General features: G+C 51.3%; 20 protein-coding genes. 3 read left to right on the top strand and 17 right to left on the bottom strand.

Annotation, left to right across the window (positions count from 1 at the left end; translation table 11 throughout):
* On the top strand, window positions 1-434 hold a 434-nt coding region (locus tag AB4Z33_RS05140; RefSeq protein ID WP_442048895.1), incomplete at its 5' end, for a DoxX family protein.
* Window positions 435-597: 163 nt separating this feature from the next.
* On the opposite strand, the gene AB4Z33_RS05135 is transcribed toward AB4Z33_RS05140, so the two are convergent.
* The 5 genes from AB4Z33_RS05135 to AB4Z33_RS05115 all read right to left on the bottom strand — a co-directional run bounded on the left by AB4Z33_RS05135 (window position 598) and on the right by AB4Z33_RS05115 (window position 4,614).
* A complete protein-coding gene (locus AB4Z33_RS05135; protein ID WP_442048894.1) occupies window positions 598-1,710 on the bottom strand; it encodes a PAS domain-containing sensor histidine kinase in 1,113 nt (370 codons plus the stop codon).
* On the bottom strand, window positions 1,703-2,356 hold the full coding sequence (locus tag AB4Z33_RS05130; protein ID WP_442048893.1) for a response regulator transcription factor: 654 nt from the start codon (window positions 2,354-2,356) through the stop codon (window positions 1,703-1,705). Before AB4Z33_RS05130 ends, AB4Z33_RS05135 begins: the two co-directional genes overlap by 8 nt.
* A 13-nt stretch (window positions 2,357-2,369) precedes the next feature.
* Window positions 2,370-2,822, bottom strand: a complete 453-nt coding sequence (locus AB4Z33_RS05125) for a GAF domain-containing protein (RefSeq protein WP_442048892.1) — start codon at window positions 2,820-2,822, stop codon at window positions 2,370-2,372.
* A gap of 95 nt (window positions 2,823-2,917) precedes the next feature.
* Window positions 2,918-3,829 (bottom strand): L-lactate dehydrogenase, encoded by a 912-nt coding sequence (locus AB4Z33_RS05120; protein WP_442048891.1) that lies wholly within the window; start codon window positions 3,827-3,829, stop codon window positions 2,918-2,920.
* Window positions 3,826-4,614 (bottom strand): formate/nitrite transporter family protein, encoded by a 789-nt coding sequence (locus AB4Z33_RS05115; RefSeq protein ID WP_442048890.1) that lies wholly within the window; start codon window positions 4,612-4,614, stop codon window positions 3,826-3,828. Before AB4Z33_RS05115 ends, AB4Z33_RS05120 begins: the two co-directional genes overlap by 4 nt.
* A 201-nt stretch (window positions 4,615-4,815) precedes the next feature.
* Between AB4Z33_RS05115 and AB4Z33_RS05110 the strand changes: the two genes are divergently transcribed.
* The gene (locus AB4Z33_RS05110) at window positions 4,816-5,565 is read left to right on the top strand and encodes a Crp/Fnr family transcriptional regulator (protein ID WP_442048889.1); all 750 of its coding nucleotides are present in this window, start codon (window positions 4,816-4,818) and stop codon (window positions 5,563-5,565) included.
* A gap of 554 nt (window positions 5,566-6,119) precedes the next feature.
* On the opposite strand, the gene AB4Z33_RS05105 is transcribed toward AB4Z33_RS05110, so the two are convergent.
* The 3 genes from AB4Z33_RS05105 to AB4Z33_RS05095 all read right to left on the bottom strand — a co-directional run bounded on the left by AB4Z33_RS05105 (window position 6,120) and on the right by AB4Z33_RS05095 (window position 8,913).
* Window positions 6,120-6,962 (bottom strand): NAD-dependent epimerase/dehydratase family protein, encoded by an 843-nt coding sequence (locus AB4Z33_RS05105; protein ID WP_442048888.1) that lies wholly within the window; start codon window positions 6,960-6,962, stop codon window positions 6,120-6,122.
* Between the two features lie 15 nt (window positions 6,963-6,977).
* Complete coding sequence (locus AB4Z33_RS05100; protein ID WP_442048887.1) at window positions 6,978-7,919, bottom strand: aldo/keto reductase family protein; 942 nt, start codon at window positions 7,917-7,919, stop codon at window positions 6,978-6,980.
* Window positions 7,920-8,145: 226 nt separating this feature from the next.
* Entirely contained in the window at window positions 8,146-8,913 is a 768-nt protein-coding gene (locus AB4Z33_RS05095; RefSeq protein WP_442048886.1) for a sugar phosphate isomerase/epimerase family protein, read from the bottom strand.
* 94 nt (window positions 8,914-9,007) lie between these two features.
* On the opposite strand from AB4Z33_RS05095, the gene AB4Z33_RS05090 reads away from it, so the two are divergent.
* A complete protein-coding gene (locus AB4Z33_RS05090; protein ID WP_442048885.1) occupies window positions 9,008-9,871 on the top strand; it encodes a helix-turn-helix domain-containing protein in 864 nt (287 codons plus the stop codon).
* Here AB4Z33_RS05090 and cntE read toward each other — a convergent pair.
* The 9 genes from cntE to AB4Z33_RS05045 all read right to left on the bottom strand — a co-directional run bounded on the left by cntE (window position 9,838) and on the right by AB4Z33_RS05045 (window position 20,334).
* The gene (gene cntE, locus AB4Z33_RS05085) at window positions 9,838-11,040 is read right to left on the bottom strand and encodes a staphylopine family metallophore export MFS transporter CntE (RefSeq protein WP_442048884.1); all 1,203 of its coding nucleotides are present in this window, start codon (window positions 11,038-11,040) and stop codon (window positions 9,838-9,840) included. The two genes, AB4Z33_RS05090 and cntE, sit on opposite strands and share 34 nt — an antisense overlap.
* Before the next feature lie 13 nt (window positions 11,041-11,053).
* On the bottom strand, window positions 11,054-11,800 hold the full coding sequence (locus AB4Z33_RS05080) for an ABC transporter ATP-binding protein (protein ID WP_442048883.1): 747 nt from the start codon (window positions 11,798-11,800) through the stop codon (window positions 11,054-11,056).
* Complete coding sequence (gene cntD / locus AB4Z33_RS05075) at window positions 11,794-12,606, bottom strand: staphylopine uptake ABC transporter ATP-binding protein CntD (protein ID WP_442048882.1); 813 nt, start codon at window positions 12,604-12,606, stop codon at window positions 11,794-11,796. Before cntD ends, AB4Z33_RS05080 begins: the two co-directional genes overlap by 7 nt.
* Entirely contained in the window at window positions 12,587-13,474 is an 888-nt protein-coding gene (cntC, locus tag AB4Z33_RS05070) for a staphylopine uptake ABC transporter permease subunit CntC (RefSeq protein ID WP_442048881.1), read from the bottom strand. Before cntC ends, cntD begins: the two co-directional genes overlap by 20 nt.
* The gene (opp1B, locus tag AB4Z33_RS05065) at window positions 13,474-14,406 is read right to left on the bottom strand and encodes a nickel/cobalt ABC transporter permease (protein WP_442048880.1); all 933 of its coding nucleotides are present in this window, start codon (window positions 14,404-14,406) and stop codon (window positions 13,474-13,476) included. The genes cntC and opp1B overlap by 1 nt, the downstream gene beginning before the upstream one ends.
* 9 nt (window positions 14,407-14,415) lie before the next feature.
* Window positions 14,416-16,035 carry a staphylopine-dependent metal ABC transporter substrate-binding lipoprotein gene (gene cntA, locus AB4Z33_RS05060; protein ID WP_442048879.1) on the bottom strand — a complete coding sequence of 540 codons (1,620 nt, stop codon included), beginning with the start codon at window positions 16,033-16,035 and terminating at the stop codon, window positions 14,416-14,418.
* 294 nt (window positions 16,036-16,329) lie between these two features.
* Entirely contained in the window at window positions 16,330-16,479 is a 150-nt protein-coding gene (gene rpmG / locus AB4Z33_RS05055; protein WP_442048899.1) for a 50S ribosomal protein L33, read from the bottom strand.
* Between the two features lie 153 nt (window positions 16,480-16,632).
* Window positions 16,633-18,642 (bottom strand): glutaminase domain-containing protein, encoded by a 2,010-nt coding sequence (locus AB4Z33_RS05050; protein ID WP_442048878.1) that lies wholly within the window; start codon window positions 18,640-18,642, stop codon window positions 16,633-16,635.
* Window positions 18,643-18,666: 24 nt separating this feature from the next.
* Window positions 18,667-20,334 (bottom strand): extracellular solute-binding protein, encoded by a 1,668-nt coding sequence (locus AB4Z33_RS05045; protein WP_442048877.1) that lies wholly within the window; start codon window positions 20,332-20,334, stop codon window positions 18,667-18,669.
* Window positions 20,335-20,368: the final 34 nt, after the last annotated feature.

The raw sequence follows: 20,368 nt of genomic DNA, 5'->3' as shown, positions 1-20,368 counted from the left end.
GGCACAAACTAACGGACGGATTCGATGCAACGGGGTTCCTGAATAAGGCGATCGAAACTCCGGTAATGGATAAGGCAACCGGCGAAGCGGTATATCCGACCTTTAACGCCTTTCTAGAAAACTTCGCGCTGCCGAACGTCAAGCTCATCAACGTAATGATCCCACTCGGCGAGTTTCTAGTAGGCCTCGGTCTTATACTCGGAGCACTGACCGCCGCCGCCGCTTTCTTCGGATTGCTGATGAACTTCATGTTCGTGTTCGCCGGCACCGTTAGCACGAACCCATGGCTGATGCTGCTAGGCATGCTGGTCGTCGTGGCAGGCATCAACGGCGGCCGTTACGGATTAGACCGCTACGTCCTTCCGTTGCTTAACAAAGCGTTCAACAACCTGTTCAAACGCAATCCGCAAAACCGCCCAACGGACATGAATTAATCATCTAGCTCCAAGCGTAAACGGCTATCGCCGTCCTCTGACGGCGTAAGCTAACGTTTCGCGGATGAAATATAAGCCTAGTATAAACGTACAATTTTATACTTTCTTATATTTTAAAAAAGGCCMAGATCATCCTATGCGGGATGATCCGGGCCTTCTCTATTCAAGATTTTTTGGGTATGATCAATAGGATTTTCGTCCCTTGGCCGGGTTGTGATTGAACGACTAATTGGCCGTCTATCGCGCGAGCACGCTCCTCCATACTGAACAGCCCCACTCCTTTGGTGCTGCTATCGCGTTGAAAGCCTTTGCCCTCATCCACGACGTTCACTTCGATCCGGTCAGGCAAATCCGATAACGTAATGCAGCATTCATCAACATCGGCGTACTTGCCGATATTCGTCAGCGCTTCTTGTATAATCCGATAAATCGTTGTTTCTTCCTGAGGTCCTAACCGCCTGCGCAAATGGATATCTAGCTTGACCCCAATGCCGTAATGATTCGTGAAATTGTCCGTATACGTACGAATAGCAGGCACTACGCCTAGATCATCTAGCACAGAAGGACGCAATTCCCAAGCAAGGCTGCGGACGTCTTCCATCAGATGGGATACGCTTGTACGAAGACGCTCCGCGTCGTCTAGCGAACCGTCTTGAATCAGCTTATCCATGCCGATCAGAAGCGAGAACAAGCTCTGTCCAATACCGTCATGCAGCTCGCGGGATAATCTTCTGCGTTCCTCTTCCTGAACGATCATAACCTGCTTCATCATCTGCTGAAGCTCCTCCTGCACGCGCTTCAGTTCGGTCACCTCGTTGCGAATGGCTAAATATTGATACGGCTTCCCTTTCGCGTTAAGGAAAGGAACGATCGTCGTATTCACCCAATAATAGCTGCCGTCTTTGGCCCGGTTCTTAATATCGCCGCGCCAGACGCTTCCGGAGGCAATCGATCTCCAAAGCTCGTTCATGAAAGTTTTGCCATGATAACCCGAATTGATGATCCGATGATCCTTGCCCATCAGTTCCTCGCGTTCATACTTTGATATTTCGCAAAACTTATCGTTTACGTATTGGATGATGCCTTTATGGTCGGTGACGGCTACGATGGACGATTCATTTAACGCAAGCTTGATATCTGCGAGGTGAAGCAGCGCATGCTTCAGCTCTATTCTAACGGCGGGATCCTCTATATGCTCATCCAGCTTGGCGATTAAAGCGGTGATGCGCTGTCCGATGACCTCTGGACGTTTCTCCTCCCAACCCGGATTATTCAAAGTGCAACAGCCCCTTTTTCATCGCATACCTGACCAAATCAGGCCTTGTCTTTAATCCAAGCTTATCCATCACATTCGCTTTGTGGGATTCGACAGTCTTTATGCTAATGACGAGCTGCTCGGCGACTTCTTTGTTGCTGTAGCCTTTGGCGACCAAAGATACAACTTCCTTCTCTCGGTCTGACAGCATATCCAATGCTCTTCCGTTGTCGCCAACTGCGGAACGCTCCAAATATTCACTCATTAATCGCTTGGTTGCTGTCGGATACAAATAGGCGTTGCCTTCGGCTACCGTTCGAATGGCGGTCAGCAGCTCTTCATGGGGAGCGCTCTTCAATATGTAGCCTGAGGCGCCGGCATGAATGCCTTGGAACAAGTACTCGTCATCGTCGTGCATCGTAAGGATGAGAACCGCTACAGCAGGAAGCAGCTGCTTAAGTTCCTTGGTCGCGGTTAAGCCGTCCTTGCCATGGGGCATGCTGAGATCCATTAACACAACATCAGGCTTCAACAGCAAGGCAAGCTTAATCGCTTCGTCACCTTCCGATGCCTCGCCGATAACCGTTATACGTTCTTTTTCGTTCAACAGCATTTTAAGCCCGGATCGTACCATCGCATGGTCGTCGACAATGCAAAGCTTAATCATAGTTCCCCTCCGATTATGTTTTGTATCTGGAGATCTCTACTAGATTCGAAAGCTCGATAGCACACTGCTCCAGATAGATAAGATTAGTATCCGTATAGCTGTGAGGATGACGTACGCCAACCATTAGAACGCCGGCAGCCCCGAATCCATCAGGAATCGGAATAGCTGCCGCCGTGTGAAGGCCCTCGGCCAGCATTAATGAACATTCGAAGCGAGGTTTGTTTGCTTCTTTCGATGCAATATCCTTGATCAAGCTTCGCCCTAATAGAAGGGCCATGCCTGGCAGCCCCTTGCCTCGCTTAACGATCATGTGCCGATAACGATGATTCATATTGCCGCTCGCATATTGCCAGCGGTACTTGCTGCCATCGTCGATCGGGAGAGCCAATGCCGTAAAGTCGCTTAATGAAGTAACTCGTATATAATGAACGGCACGGCTTATTGTGTCAGCTTCAAAATTTCTCATCGTTATTCACCCTTCATACGAATTGTAACATGATTTGATTAAGAAATAGCCCCTTATCCGAAACGCGAGATAAGGGGCTATTCGATTATTCTCGTTTATTTGACAGTTTCAATGAGCTCTTTCAAGTGATTGGCGGACCGGTGGAGAAGCGCCTTCTCTTCCTCGCTAATTCGGATATCCAACACTTCCCTAACCCCTTGCCGGTCTACGATGCATGGCACGCCCATGAACACATCGGACACGCCGTGGTAGTTGTCGAGCAGCGTAGATACATTAAGCACGGCGGATTCATCGCGAAGAATGGCGGTTACGATACGGTCCAGCGCAAGCGCGATCGCGTAATAGGTAGCCCCTTTGGCCTCGATGATCTGATAAGCCGCATCCCTCGTATTCGCGAAAATCTCGGACTTCGCAGTGTCACTAAGCGAGAAATTCGTTCCTGCCACATTAGCGAGGCTCCATACCGGCAGCTCGGTATCGCCGTGCTCGCCGATAATGTGCGCGTGTACGCTTCGCGGGTCGATGTGCAGCTGCTGCCCGATCAAATATCGGAAACGCGCGCTGTCGAGTAGCGTTCCCGAGCCGATAACCCGGTTGATCGGCCATCCCGACTTTTGCCACGTAAAGTAGCTCATAATATCGACCGGATTCGTTGCGATCAGCAAAATGCCGTCCGAGTTATATTTTAAAACCTCCGTTATAATGCTTTCGTAGATCGCCGCGTTGCGTTTCAACAGATCCGTCCGCGTCTCTCCGGGCCTTTGCGCCGCTCCAGCGGTAATAATGACGATATCCGCGTCCTTACAGTCTTCATAGCTTCCCGCCCATACTTTCGCTTGGCCGAGAAACGGCATCCCGTGGTTCATATCCAGCGCGTCTCCGACTGCTTTGTTCACGTTCGCATCGATAAGCACGAGTTCGTCCATTCGGCTTCTCAGCAGCAGCGTGTACGCGGTTGTGGAACCGACAGCACCTACGCCAATGACAACAACTTTGGATTTTTTCATTTTGATTGCTCCTCTTCGGTTGGTTTATTTACAAAATAGTACATCGCGCCCATCAACACCGAGCCGCCGAACAAATTGCCAAGCGTGACCGGAACGAGATTATGGATCATGCCGCCAAACGTGATGGTGTCCGGATAGTTGAGGACAAGCGCGATAGCAAACGTGCATAAATTGGCAATGCTGTGCTCGTATCCGGAAATGAAGAAACAGAAGACGAACAGCATCATCGCGAACAACTTGGGACCGTCTCCTCTTAACGACATCGGGATGAAGAACGCCAGACAGACGAGCCAGTTACACAATAAGCCGCGGAAAAAAAGCTCCATCGTCGGCGCATGCAGTTTCTTTTCCACCACGCTTAGCAGGAAGCCGTTAACCTCAGCGGATTGAAACAGTCCCGTTCCCCATATAAGCAGCGCAAACGCGCAAGCCCCGAGGACGTTCCCGATATAGCTTGCCGTCAGCAGTTTCCCCACATGGGCCCAGCTCATCTGACGGCGAAGCGCCGCGTAGGTATAGTAAAACGTGTTGCCGGTAAACAGATCGCCTCCGCCATAGGAAATCAGAATGATGGCGGCTCCGAAGGTCATCGCGGCCATCGGATACGTAAGCGGAGAATGTTCCGTATAAAAGAAGCTGCCTGTCTTGAAGGCCACAATTACGCCAAACCCGATAAACATGCTGGCAAGCATGGATCGCAGAAGATAGCGCAGTTTGCTTGAATGGAACAGTTTGTATTTCTTGAGCGCCAGCTGTTCGATGCGCCGTAATGGAATTTGCTCCATACACACCCACATCCTTTCCGCCGATTTCTTATGCCGAGCTTCTGCATCTATTAAAACACTCCCTGTACTCTGCACGCTGTGACGTTGATCACAAATAAATCAGGGATTTTCCCCCTCAAAGATAGGGAGATCCCCTGATGCTCACCTCACATCGCAATAGGTAAAATTAGGGTAGAAACAATCGGAGAGGGGATGGCTGGAATGGCCATTAACGCATATACGCAAAAAGAGACATCGAAAGGGAATGAATCGGAGAATCGGAGCAACGGGATTGACGCTTTCTTCTCGCCTGACAGCTTCAGCAAACTGAGCAGCATTATGAACAACAAAACTGTAATGTCGGGATCGTACTTGTTTTGGGAGGGGGAAGCGGCGGACCATCTTTATTATGTAAAAAAAGGACGCGTAAAGCTTACCAAAACGACGGACAGCGGCAACAAAATGACCTTGTATCTCCACCACGCGGGCGACCTGTTTGGGCAGATGGATCCTTTTCAAACGAATACTCAAACCTTTAATGCGGAAGTCATCGAAGATGCCGAGTTTGGCATTATTGAGCAGAAGGACCTCGAGCTGCTGCTATGGCAGCATAGGGATCTCGCTATCGCCTTCATGAAATGGATGGGCGTGATGCATCGCATGACGCAATCCAAGTTTCGCGATCTGATGCTCTACGGGAAGACCGGTGCCTTATGTTCGCTGTTAATCAGGCTCTGCAATTCTTATGGTGTCCAGCAAGGGAACATGATCCGCATCGATAAAAAAATGAACAATTCGGAAATGGCCGAAATGATTGGAGCCACGCGCGAAAGCGTGAATAGGCTTCTGAACGATATGCGCAAGGAGGATGTGATCAGCATCGAGCATGGAACGATATTCGTCAAAGATGTTGCTTATTTAAGACAAATATGCAAATGCGAGAACTGTCCGTTGGAGGTATGCAGGGTTTAACGCGAATTATGCTTTGGGTTTGCAGACTGTCGATTCATTCGGTTCTCGTCGAGGTGCAGCAGCCTTTTGCATGGATTTCATACAGTCAAAGAGCTAGGAACGAGGAGATATCGGAGTTTGATTGGATTTTGTGTAGTCAAATGGATTATCGTACTAGCCGACGGTCACAGAGCTTATTAGGTGCATTTCATCGAACTAATCTTAGTTGCCACACGGTTGCGAGCTCGATAGTTGCTTTTCATCGAACTAATTCGGCCGATTCACCACCCACTCACCAAACTAGCCCGTTTAGTTGCCTGATATCGAACTATACAGGCAGCTCGCTTGGTACAAGACTAATTAGTTGCCTAGAATGACACTATAGCGGATTAGCTGTCTTTGGAGCGTACCTCCTTATGCCGTGTAGGAGCTCACCCCCCTTTCCATTTATTTAAGCACCAAATCGCACCACAAGTTATCCACAAATCTTAGAGGTCCATAATTTCCTAAACAACAAGAAAGGAGCAGTCTGCCTTAGGCGACTGCTCCTTTCTTGTTAAACGATAAGCTCAGCTCTAAACATAATTGCGCCAAGCATGCTTCGGTTGCCAGTTCAACAGCCGCTTGGCTTTCTCGTTGCTCAGCAGCGACTCATGACCGTCCAGCGGTTTGCGGAAGTCCTTGACCTCCGGGAAACGCGCAGCCATCAGGTCGCGGCTCGAAACCGCCATGCTGGAGTCATCCGCCGCCACATTAAGCGCCACACTTCCGAGTCCTTCGGCTTCCACGGCCAGCCTGCAGGCTTCCGCCGCATCCCGTGTATCGATATAGCTCCACAAGATACGCTCGCGCTGCTCGGGATCATGGATAAAGGACGGAAACCGCTCATATGCCTCTGGCGCTATTACGTTGCCCAGTCGGAAAGACACCACCTGCATGCCCGTTCTGCGATGGATCATGTCGGCCGTTTGCTCATTAACGATTTTGGATAACCCGTAACTGTCCTGCGGAAGCTGAGGATGCTCCTCATCGACGGGGACATATAGCGGCCCAAGCCGCTCAAGGGCAAAGACGATTCCATAGGACGATTCGCTAGATGCAATGACGGCCTTGCGTATACCCAATCCCGCCGCAGCCTCAAGCACGTTATATGTGGACATCACATTATTGTGGAACGTTACCTCGTTAGGATGCGAGTAAGCGACGGGTATAGCCGCCAAATGCACGACGGCATCCGCCMCGGCCAATACTCCGTAAACTTCTCCAAGTTGGTTCAGATCGACGATGACGGTTCGGCAGAGCGACTCCGCCGGATGTTTGACATCCGCATTGACGACCTCATACCCCTGTTCTACAAAATGCTTGACCACCCATTTGCCCAGCATCCCGCTTCCGCCTGTTACTACTACTTTAGGCACTGCGCTTACTCCCTCCTACACGGCTATAATTTGTTCGATTCGCTCGAGCACGTCGGCGCTTAGCACGATACCGGCCGCTTTCGCGTTCTCTTCAACCTGCTCGGGACGGCTGGCGCCAACCAGCGCGCTCGACACATTCGGCTGCCGCAAAATCCATGCAAGCGCCAATTGACCGACTGTCAGCTCAAGCTCGGAAGCTACTTTGCCCAGCTCGATTACTTTGTTGATCTTCTCTTCGGTTACATTTTTGCGCATGCCATCGAGCTTCGCGGCACGGCTGTCTGCGGGCAGCTCGTTCACCGAGCTGTACTTGCCGGTCAACAACCCTTGAGCGAGCGGCGAGAATACGACTTGTCCGATGCCGCCTCGTTCGCCGTAAGGAATAACTTCCTTCTCGATATACCGATTGAACATATTATAGATCGGTTGGTTGACGACGATACGGTCCAACAAATAACGGTCCGCTATCGCATGCGCCTCCACCATTTGGGCGGTCGTCCATTCGCTGACGCCTACATATAGCACCTTGCCTTGACGAACTAGATCGTCGAGCGCACGGAGCGTCTCATAGAGCGGCGTGCTCGGATCATGGCGGTGGCAGTAATACAGATCCACATAGTCCGCACCAAGCCGCTTCAGGCTGGCATCGCATTGCTCCCTAACATGTTTGCGGGACAAGCCGCGGTCATTGGGTCCGTCGCCCATCTGGCCGAACACCTTTGTCGCAAGAACATAGGATTCGCGTGGAAAGGCACGCAGCGCCTCGCCCATCAGCTTCTCCGCCGCCCCTCTTTCGTATACGTTTGCCGTATCGAAAAAGTTAATGCCCAGACCATAGGCCGTTTGTATCGCTTTCATCGCATTTTCGCGTTCTACGTATCCTCCGTATGTCAACCAGCTTCCAAGACTAATTTCACTAACCTTCAATCCGCTGTTTCCCAACTGACGAAATTGCATCTCTAATCAGCTCCTAAAGAATAGTGTACAAACATTAAGAAGGCTTCTTAAGCCTGCCTCTCTATTCTAGAGAAGTTTGTATCGCGACGAAAGTAGTGAAATAAAGATCACTATATTATATCGGATATACCTACTATACCTAAGGTAACTACCCTTCGGATGCGTTAGAGAGCTCCAGCCTCCCCAATTCCCCGCCTTGCAACATCCGCCAGCTAGAAGCAAAAGGCTATTCCGTAAAGCAAGCTTTCATAAAAGCCAAAGCCGCCGGAAGCTCTTCCTCCGGATGATTCGTGTTGCATTCTGCGGAAATAAGGCCGGAGTAACCTGCCTTCTTCAGCGACTCTAGGAATGGTCCATACGGGTATTGCCCCGTACCCGGACTTAACCGCCCTGTATCCGCCAAATGAATATGGGCCAGCCAATCCTTATGCTCGACCAGCGTATCCAGCGGTTCGTTCTCCTCGTCCATATGGTAAAAATCGGCCAATACTTGTATCGATCTACGGTTGGCCTGCCGCGCGAAAACGACGGCCTCCGCAACGCTATTGACGAGATTCGTTTCTTTTCTGTTAAGCGGTTCAATCGCTACCGTAACGCCGGTCCCGTCGAATTCGTCGCCCATCCAGCCAAGCAACTGCGAGAACTGCTCTTCCGCGCGTCCCCTGTCCCAGCCGTCCGGCACATGCCTTGCGCGACCGCTCCCGAGTACGACGGTGCGTGCGCCGATTCGGTTCAATGCGGAAGCTGCCCTCGACACATAGCGGCGAATGCGTTCCGAATCGGTATCGGGACCAACAACGTGTAAGCCGTTCGGAAAAAAGACGTTAAAAGCAAGCGGCGGCAGCGGACTATCGATAAACTTCGGCAATACCTTTTCGAATTCCGATTGATTCTCGAGCATTAACGAGGTGAGCGTGCATTCGATGTAGTCAAATCCCAGCGAGCGAAGCGTCTCCGCCTCATCAATCCCTTTACACCATCCGAACGAATACATATTACCGCCCCTTTATTTGTTTCTTACTTCCATTATAAGATGGTGATAAGGAACCGGAATGCTTCATAGTAACCTGAACATGTCATTTCGTACGATGTCAAAACGTAAGGGAGCGTCGACCGTGAGCAGCTTGAACTTATTCGATGAGCTTTCAGAGCATGTCATGCTTCGCATCTATGCTAGCGGAGAAGCCATTCATCCTGATGGTTGGATAGAAAACAAACAGCATCCCGATTACGACCTATGGTTTATTCGCAAAGGGAACATTGAAATCCGGATTGACGAACAAGTCCACCTGGCATCGGAAGGAGATTTGATTCTTTTTAGTCCGAAGGTTGCCTATACGGCTACGAACCTAGGTGCCGAATGCAGCTTTATTTTCACGCACTTTCATTTTGGTCTGGGAAATCACCTTAGAATTCTAGACAATTATTCACTGGAAGGCATTATGGCAAGCTCGCTAGTACAGGAGGAAATGGGCTTGTACTTAGACACTTTCGACCAACATATGCACGGCATTCCGATGTCGGCGATCAGATTGAAAGGAGCGCTCACGATTCTAATTGCAAAGATCTTAGAATGTTATGGGCGCGGGGATTACCAAGGGGGATTCGCGAAACATGTCCCTGCTCGGAATCGAAATACGAATCTGCTGGCGCTGCAGCCTGTATTTGCGTTTATCCAAGATCGTCTGCATCAGCCGGTCCGCATTGGAGAGCTTGCCGAACTAGCGGGCATGTCCGAGAAGTATTTCATCCTTTATTTCAAACAGGCTTTGGGCATTACGCCGGGTTCGTATATTTACCAATTAAAAATGAATCGGGCCCGCGAGTTGTTGTACAGCAGAACGCATTCGATTCAGCAAATCGCAGGTTTGCTCGGTTACCCCGATCCATACAGCTTCTCGAAGGCATTCAAAAAATATTACAAAGTACCGCCCTCAAAGTTCGTGTGGTAATTTCGGAAAGCAATAACAACCGTTGCAGCAGCCAAGACTGCACAGACCATGTACATAAAGGAGTACGAGGATACATCCGCTACCGGCCCCATAATGATGCCGCCCAACGAGACTCCTAAATCGGTCATCGCGATAAATAATCCGATCAGCACGTTCCGGTTCGTCTGGGGCAATACAAAGGAGAGATAAGTCGTCAACGTCGGATAAAGCAGCGCTTGCCCGAGTCCCATCAGCAAAGCGCCAGCGTAGAACGGAAAGGCTCCCCACCATAAGGACGCGCTCACGCATAATGCCGCCGTGGCTATTAAGCACATCGTTCCCATGATGAACAGGGCATGCCACTTGCCGTCGGAAGGAATTCTCTTGCTTAACGCGTACCTGGCAAAGACGACGGCGCCTGCCTGAAGCATCAAATAGACGCCCGCATTGCCGCTTTTCAATTGCGCAGCGTACAGAGGCATAAAGGCTGTAATCGCGCCAAATACGATCGAAGCCGCTACCATCAATACGCTGCATCTGAACAAATCGCGATTTTTGACCAACTGGCTGAGCGAACCTAAAGCGCTCTTTCGATGCTCGATTCGATCCTCATACACAGCAGCCGCGACATTCGTGGATTGATCCAGCTTGACCGTATAACCGAACAAACCCGTGAAGACCGCTATCGCCACCATTGTTATGGAAAAGACATCCATGGTACCGGATTGCCAGATTCCAAGAGCCAACAGAGGCCCGATCATGCCCGGAATATACGTAAACAACGAATAGAAGGAAATGCCTTGGGAGCGCTCCTTCTCCGGCAAAGCGTCAATGATGCCGATTTGCAAAGCCATGGAAAAGAAAGCGGTGCATACGCCTTGCAACATGCGGGCGGCGAAATAACCCTCCAATCCGCTTACCGTATATAAGATCAAAGCGCAGCCATTTATAATAAGGATAAATCGCAGTACTTTAATCGGCCCGTACTTCTCGACAATAGCGCCTGCCCAAGGCCGGAAGCACATCGAGGCCAGCATGTAGGCTCCCATGATCAAGCCGATGGTCGTGCTGCTGGCCCCTGCCGATTCCCCGCGTAACGGGATGATGACATTCAATATGGAATTGGCGCTGAAATAAAGCAAAGCCAACAGATATAACCGCAGAAAAGGCCAGGACATTGCTCCGCTCACTTTATGTACTCCTTTAGAACGTTATGATGTTGCGCAGCAGCCTTCTCGCATAGGCAGACTGAACGTCCTTCAACTGCTTCGCAGGAATGATTTCTTCGATCTGCCCCTCGCGGAAAATAACGATCCTATCGCAAATATAAGCTGCCGCCTGAATATCATGCGTAATGAAAACATAGCTCATTTGGTAGACTTCCTTGAGCTCCTTCAACAATTCCAGAACCTGCATTTGAACGGAAACGTCGAGCGAGCTGATCGCTTCATCTAATAGAAGAAACGCGGGTTCCGTCGCGAGCGCTCTGGCAATGCAGACTCGCTGTGCCTCTCCGCCCGACAGCTCATGAGCGTATTTGCTTTTGTAAGAGGCGTTCAAGCCGACTGCTTGCAGCAAATGATCGACCTTGCCCTCACGATCCGCCTTTGTTCTTCTCAGAGCTTCCAACGGTTCCGCAATCGCTTGTTCCACCGTAAAGAAAGGATTTATGGAAGACGTATAATCCTGGAACACGGCACTCATGCTCCCTAATCTAACGTTTCGGTCCCCAACATTCCGTCCTTCGAATAGGATCGTTCCGCGATCCGGCCGTTCCATGCCCAATATCAAACGACCAAGCGTAGACTTCCCGCTCCCGCTTTCTCCGATAATGCCGAGGCATTCCCCTCTCTCGCATTCAAAGCTGACATCGCGCAAAATCTGCTGCTTTTGTTTAGCGAAGAATCCTCCCCTTCTGTACGCTTTATGAACCCCCGCAACCTTCAGCAATGGATCTCCTCCCTCGTCAAACTCTTAAAATGATTGCTTAACGCCGATCGGGTGGATACCAAATGACGGGTATAGAGATGCTGGGGATTACGAAAAACGCTAGCGATGCTTCCGCGCTCGACAATTTCCCCTTCCCTCATGACCAGCACGTCGTCGGCTATTTTCCGGACCACGGCTAAGTCATGCGAAATATAGATCATGGAGCAGTCCCTCTCCCTTAGCTTCAGCAGCTGCTCGACGACCTCGTACTGCGCGATCGTATCCAGCGCCGTCGTCGGTTCATCGGCGATAATCAGGTCGGGCTCCAGCACCAACGATAATGCGATCATGATCCGCTGAAGCATGCCGCCCGACAGCTGATGAGGGTATTTGTTCATGATCTCCAGCGGATTTTTGAGCAGGACGCTTTCCATCGCATGCTTCATCCGATGCACGGTTTCGGTGGTGCTCCAGTCGAAGTGCTGGCGCAGCGTTTCCTTTAAATGAACCCCGACGACGCAAGAGGGATCAAAWGCGGACATCCCGTTTTGGAGGATCATGCACAGCTGCTTGCCTCGTTTTCTTCGCATTTCTTTTTCGGAAAGCTCGTTTAGATTAACGCCTCGGAAAACAATGTCGCCGGATTGCCGCAGCCACGGTTTGTTTAATCTCATCACGGCTCTGCAGGTTACGGACTTCCCGCTTCCGCTCTCTCCCACGATCGCCAGCGTGCTGCCCCGCCCTAATTGAAAGGAGCTTTGCGGGATTACGACTTTCCCCGTGTTCATATCCTGTATCCTTAAGCCTCTAACCTCTAACAAAGCCATAAGCGGACTCCTTTGCCTCGGTTTCATGATGCTTGTTTTTCGATGTCCTTAACTTGGGATCAAGCGCCGCCTGAAGACCATCCGCCACAAAATTGAATGCCGACACCACGACGACAATGGCTAGTCCGGGCGCCAGCATAAGCTCGGGTCTCGTGAACATGACCTCCCTCGCCTCGTTCAGCATCATCCCCCATTCGGCATGCGGAGCTTGAATGCCCAATCCGAGGAAGGAGAGACCCGATATTTGCAAAACCATCGAACAAATCGAGCTGCTGGCAATGACCGCGATATCGGATAACGTCACGGGAACGATGTGCTTGTATATCGTTCGAAGAGGGCTCATGCCGGATGCCTTGGCGAACCTCACATAATCCGTCTCGGTATATTGCATGACGGACGTTCGAATGACCCTTGCGAACCAAGCCCATTTCATGACCGCGAAAGCGATCAATATATTTTCCAGACCGGCGCCCAAAATACCGACAACGGCCAACGTCATCACGTAGCCCGGAAACGAGAGCATCACATCGCAGATCCGCATGATAACGGCATCGGTAATTCCCTTCGCATATCCGGCGACAAAGCCGACTATAGATCCAACTCCCACCGAAAGCATCAACGCCGCAAGCACCCATAGCACGCTAGGCCGGATGCCGTAAATCAATCGGGATAAAATGCATCTCCCCAAATGATCGTTGCCTAGCAAATACGCCCATGACGAACCCGCGAACCGAAGCTTCATATTGACGGCATAGGGGTCATGCGGCGCTATGACCGGCGCGAACGCGCCAGCCTCCAAGACGATCGCAATGACGAACAAAGAGATTGCGGCGAGCTTATCCTTGCACAAACGTCGTAATACTCCCATCACATATCCCTTCTTAGCTTCGGATTCAGCGCGGCGCCCACGATATCGGATACCGTATTGAACAGCACGAATGCCACGGCCAATAGAAGCACATAGGCTTGGATAATCGGAAAATCTCTGCTTAGAATCGATTTGACGCTTAACCGTCCTAAGCCGGGCCACGCAAACACGTTTTCGATAACGACCGTGCTGCCGAGTACGATCGGGATCGCCATGCAAAATATCGAAATCGAAACCTGCAACGAATTTCTCAAAATATGCATCGTAATCTTTCTCTCCGATATGCCGCATGCTCTTCCATACAGCACATAATCTTCGTTCATATTGCTTATTACGGAGCTTCGGACGTTCCGGAAGTACATGCCGGCATAGCCGACCGTAATAACGGTCACCGGCAATATATAGCTCAGGTAAGAGTCCATCCCGCTTGTCGGCAACAGATCCAACCGGACGGAAAAATACCAGATCATCATCGCGGCCAGCCAATAAGACGGCATGGCGGTCAGAAGGAACGCCGTTCCTCTGACCGTTTTGTCTACAACCCCGCCTTCTCTCATCGCGCATATCACACCCAATAAAACGGACAAAGCAATGATCGCGATAGAGGATACCATCGTTAGCTTCAACGTATTAAGAAAGGCCGGGCCTATCAACGACCAGACGGGCTGCCCCGTTATGTACGAGCTTCCGAAATCCAATCGGAGACAGGATAGAAGCCAATCGAAATACCGAATCATAAACGGTCTGTCGAAGCCCAGCTCCTCGTTCGTCTGAGCAATCAATTCATCCGTTATCTGAGGGATTTCCTGCGCGTGCAAGACAACCTCGGCGGGATCCATGGGCGATAGATTGATTAATATAAACGTCAAAAAAGAGATAACGATAAGCAATGGAACGGCCATGAACAGCCTTCTAGCCAAATAGGTTCCCATCGAAGACTCTTATTCGAAATTCAGCCGTTCGAACGGCAGCTCGAATTGCGTCTGCTTGAAAGATATGCCGGTTACGTCCGCCCGCGCCACAACCGTAACGCTGCCGTTCGTAATCGGAATAAAGACGGCTTCATCATGGACGATCGTCAAGATGCGGGCGTATAACGCCTTCCGCTTGGCCTCGTCCGTCGTCGCCATCACTTCCTCGATGCTCCCGTAAAGTTCGTCCGCTCCGGCTATGCCGCTCGTCGTATGCAAGTAGGCGGAGCTGGAAGTAAATGCGGCGATCGTGCTTTGCGGATCATACGCTAGTCCCCATGTTTGATTGAACAACAGGTCATATTCTCCGGTTGATCTTCTGTTCGCGATCGACGTCGATTCCTCGCCGATAATGTCCAGCTGCATGCCGATTTCTTGCAATGAGCTTTGGATAAACTCGGCCTGCGTTTTTTGCGAGGGCGAATTCGAATCATAATACAATTGAAGCGTTAGAGTACGGCCTGCTTTCGTTCTTACTGCGGCATCGTTCTCGTGTTTCCAGCCCGCCTGCTCTAATAACTGTTTGGCATGATCCAAATCATAATCCCGCTTCTTCAGATCGACGTCCGCATAATTGACATTGGAAGAGAATAACGTATTCGCTGCTGCCTCCGTGCCGTTAAAAATGGCGTCGCTGATCGTTTCTCTATCGATCGCATGCCAAATCGCTTCGCGAACGGCCGTTTCGCTTACCGGACTGTCCGACTTGCTGCTATTCGCGACGATCATTTTCGTATTCATGGGATCGCTTCGAACGAGCTGATAGTCGCCGGACTCCACTAATCGGTTCATCGCTTCCACGTCGATGCTATCCGCGCCGCGATCATCCGTGAACACGAAGTTGACCTCCCCTTTCTGTAAGGCCAGCAACGTCGTTTCTCCTGCCGGCAGCACCTTCGAGGTCACTTTCTTAATCGCGGGCGCACCGTTCCAATAGCTCTCATTTGCTTCGAACGTCGCATATTCATCGACTTTATGATCGGCGAGCTTGTAAGGTCCGGTGCCGTGATAGCCGCTTACCCCCTCTTTGGTTCCCCCGTTAATGAAATCCTTCGGCGAGATGAATACGAATGGCCTCGTCATCGAGAGCTCCAATAAAGTCGGGTAGTAGGGCTCCGACAGCTCCAGCTCGGCGGTGTATTCGTCTACTGCCGTTACCTTCACTAATTTCGTCGATAGCTTGATCCAAGCGTGCTTCTCCGCATTGCTTTGCACGGCTTCGATGTTTTGTTTCACCGCTTCGGCGTTGAACGGCTCCCCGTCATGGAACTTCACGTCCTTCCTCAGGTGGAACGTGTACGTTTTGCCGTCATTCGAGATTTCCCAGGACTCGGCGAGCAAAGGCTTGATGCCTTCTACCGTGTTCTCGACCAGCGATTCATACACCATGCCTTGGGCCGGCATCGAGCCGGCGTACAAATGGGGATTCATGTCATTGATATCTTTGGACGATGCATAAACTAATTCAGTAGCTTCTTCTATATCTGCAGATCCGCCAGCCTCTTCCGTTTTGCTTTGGCTGCAGCCGGCTAGCAGAATGATGGAAACGATAAACAAAAGCATGAAACGAGTTTTATTTCTTTTTTTCACAATAAATCCTCCCGTGGTTCAATCATTAAAGCGTAATCATTACGATTATGGATCGAAAAAAAGAACGGCCTGCTGTTAGACTCACTGAGGTTGCGTTTGCCTGTATTTCATACAGTCTAATCGTCCAAAATCGTCAGCGAGTAACTTTTGAGTGGAAATTATACAGTCATAACCGGCATTTTAGCCCTAAGCAATCATTTTGCGTCCATTTGACTGCTTTAAATCCAATCAAACTCTGAAATTGTCTCAATCCTAGCCGTTAGATTGGATCAAATCCAATCTAATCAAATCCCGCTATCTCGTTTCCCGGTGCAATGTAATACGCTTTAACCTCGGACTGTATTTGCGAAGCTCAAGCCGGTGAGGCGTCGTTCTTTTATTTTTCGTCGTCGTGTAGTTTCTGTCTCCGGTTTCCGTGCAAGCAAGCGTAATCGTAACGCGCATGAGGTTCATTCCTTTCTTATTCGTAATTATTACGATTATAGTCGAACAGATTTTTCCATGTCAAGCGTTGCGAGAAAAATAATCGCAGCGAAAAGGCCTCGACCCGCGTTAAGCGGAATCGAGGCCTTTATCGTGTTCATATGATTCGGCGCTTTATAACGCCTTTAATAATGGCAGGAACAATCCGCCGACTACCGAACGGTTCTGGAAGCCAATCTGCTTGCCGCTGACCGTATCGTACCAATCGGTGAACGGAACCCGGCTTGGCGTTTCGTTCAAGAAATGCCACAGCGGTTCGACAAGCTGCTCGAACTGCTCTTTGGATGTCGCCATCGACGCGCTCCAAACCAGCCAATCCGCCTTCGTATAGGTGCTCCGGCTGTCGAGCGGCGTACCGAACTCGTTTTGCTTGGCGAGGTAATGCCGAATTTCGTCCTCAGCAACGCTAGTCGGGAACAGATGAAGGCCAAACAGGCGGTCCCACACCAGATTATACTTAAGGCTCCACGTATCCGGCGAGCTGTCGAAGGTCAGCTTGTAGTGATCGCCGGCGCTTGCCGTCTCCACCCATTTGTCGGCCATTTCCTGGGCCGTCGTAAGATAAGCCTCGCCTTCCGGGTCTCCCAGCATCGAGCAAAGAATCGAATAACCGCCGATGCCGATGATCGCTTTGATGGACAGGTTGGCGTTATGCGCCAAATGCCCGGCGAAGTCGTCCGTGCACAGCTGATTGGCCGGATCCATGCCATGCTCCTTCAGATATGCGGCCCAGCGGGTAAGCAATTCCCAATGCTCGCGCGCAAACTCCGCATTCCCCTCGTACAAGCATACGGCGGCAGCCATGATCAGCATATTGCCGCATTCCTCGATCGGCATCTGGTACTCCAGCTTGTTCTCCCCGTACACTTGACCGTTCGCCGCCGGGTAACAACCTACGTCATGCGGCGCAAAGTCGAACGTCCACTCTTCGCTGGCTGCATATTTGAAGATCGGCCGCATCATCCCTTTCACGAGCTCCGGATTGCCGTGCAGGAATAGCGGAATCGAAGGGTAGCTGACATCGACGGTGGCGATACAGCCGTTGCTGAAGTTTTCCTTGGAGAAAAACAGCAGCTCCCCTTGCTCGCCGGCAACCAGCTTATGGGCCGCGATGGCTTGGCGGTATGCGAGCGACAGCATATCCGCATATTTTTCCCCGCCCGCTTGGGTGCTCTCATGGATCAGCTTCCGGTTGAAGTCCGCGCAGCGGACGACGAGCTCGTCATATTGCTCCGCCGCCTGGTTCAGCATCTCTTCGTACGTCATCCCCGCTTTCCGCCAGTACGCATCGAGCGGTTTGCCGAAATATTCGATGGCATGAATATCGTCGTATGCCGCGATCGCATATCGCGATAGGGGCTGCTCGCCCGTTTCGCCGAAATCGAAGACGGCAGCCATTGCCACGGGATCATCCGCAGCCTCGCGCGGACAAGCTTCGTCGTCCTTCTCCGGCAATTGTCCGGAATCCGCAAACCTCATGCGCATCTTGGCGGAATGAATCGCCGTCTGCAAGCCTTCCGATTGCGGAACTGCCAAGTATACATATCCCCAGTCGATCCGCGTGTCGTCTCCGATTCGGCCCAGAATCGGCTGTTCTTCCGTGCCGATGCGCATTGCGGCGACTCGTTCGCCGGTCTCCGCACGCGACCAGGTGACGGCCTGATCCGTCGCGTGTACGCATAACTCCGCGGACAGATCGATATACAGCTGGACGCGATGCGCCTTCCCGTCGATAGAGCGAACGCGGAACGTCATGTAGGACACGGGTCTCGACAGCAGCTCCAGGTCGTCCTGCAGAAGCGGCGTCATAAAGGCCGCCTCCAGCTCGATTCCGTCCGCCTCGAACACATAGGTGCTTGTGAGCGGCTCGACTTTTACGCTTATTTGCTCCATCGCCGGCAGCTCATTGACGCGGGCAAGATCGGCGAGGTCAACCTTTCCCATGAACCTTCTCGGCTTGCCGTCGATTCGGATAATACCGGCCATGCTGTTGCGTTTGTTCGTCCAATGCGTCGTATGTTCGTCATACAAGCGATCCGCCGCCGACCAGACGCTAAAGTAAGGATCGACAGCGATAAGCGGGACGGATGGAGGTCTTAATGTTTGCGTTAATATTTGTGCCACTTTCCATTCTCCTCTCGGCCGAAATCAGTTCGGCAGCTGCATCGTTACGACTTCTTTGCCTTTTAATTGTTCGTTCGTATATTGCATCGCTTCCTCGTAGCCGGTTTTCTTCATCTGCTCGCGCAGCTCGTTTAATATTTTCAACGCCGCTTCATCCGACTTGGCATATACGGCCTCTTTCCAGGCATCGCCGGTTTTGTCCATCGACGGCTTCAGCGATTCCCACTTCTCGTGTTTAATAATGACATCGCCGGGATTATAGCCGGTTATCACTTTGATGCCGTTCGGGCGCAAAATTTTGCGGGCGTTATCCATCGTGTCCTTCCGCTCTTGATCCTGCCAGATGTCGCCGGCGCCCACGGAGTTGATTCGGTCCATTCCCGACATGGAGTTGAAACCGATCTCCAGCCCTTGGTTTTTGCGTTCGATCAGCTTGCCCGACGTATCGTTCGCGAACTTATCGAACCATTCCTTCTTCGGCGTCGGCTTGCCGTCTACCATATCCCAATGAACGCCTTCCACGCCGTAACGAGTGAGCATAAACCCTTCGTCCGATGCCAAATAATCCAGCAGACGGAGCGCGGCATCCACATCTTTGACCGCTTTCGTAATCGCCGTGACGTTGTTTCCTTGAATACCTAGATCAACGGGACGGTTCGACTCCGCGCCTGCCCACTCCAGCGKGCCTACCGGCACGAACTCGCTGCCCGGATTCGCTTTGGCATATTCCTTGGTAGCGTCAAGAATTGCCGGATAATGCGCGGCCAGTACGGCGACGCGTCCTTGCGATATTTTTTCCTTGGCAATAGGGTCGGTCTGCGTGAACGCCTCCGCATCCAGCAGTCCCTCGGACATCAGCTTGCGATAATATAAAGTGTATTCGTCATACCCTTCGGAGAAGAAAGCATTCTCAAGCGTGCCGTCTCCTTTGTCTACGTAACCGGCGCCGCCGTAAAACATCGTGTTGCCGATGCCTACCGCCCAGCCGTTGCTGAAGCCGCCCAGCGGGATGACCGGCTGACCGTTCGCTTCCAAATTCGAATCTTTGATTTTTTTCAGAAAGTTGTAGAAATCGTCTTTCGTCTTGACCGATTGCGGATCGACGCCGATCTGCGCCGCTATATCCTTCCGCACATAGAAGCCGTACAGCCAATCGATCCCGTCCGCGTCTGTAGCAGGCTGATTTTGAAGCAGCAAATATTTTTTGCCGTCATACGCGTCAATCGCCTTTTCGTAGAGAGCCGGGGGTACGTTTTCTTTCGCGATCGATTTCGCCAAGTTCGGGTATTTGTCGAGCTTATCCGAGAAGTCGACCAATTGGCCTTCGTTGGCTGCTTTGATGATGCCGTCGAGCTCTCCGCCCCATGCCGGACCCGTATAAATGTCCGGTAGATCCTGCGTGGCGAAGATCGCATTAACCTTTTCGGTTTCGCTTCCCGTCGTGTATTCCCATTCGACCGTAACGCCCGTTTTTTCCTTGATGACTTCTTCGACCGGCGTCATGTCGACTTCCGAACCCGTGGAGCCGTTCCAGTTATGAAGCACTCGCAGCGTCACTTCTTTGTTGCCGGAAGCGCCCCCCTCGCCGCCTTTATTTCCTGGCTCCTCATTGTTCGTGCATCCAGCCAAAGATCCGATCACGAGCGCAGCCGCAAGCAACACCGTTGCGCCTTTTCCGTACAGCTTCTTCATACAGAAACCTCCCTGAATATAGTCATTTGTATGA

This window comes from Paenibacillus sp. 2TAB19 (genome assembly GCF_052115185.1).
Classification (GTDB): domain Bacteria; phylum Bacillota; class Bacilli; order Paenibacillales; family Paenibacillaceae; genus Pristimantibacillus.
This window is presented reverse-complemented; position numbering and strand designations above follow the sequence as displayed.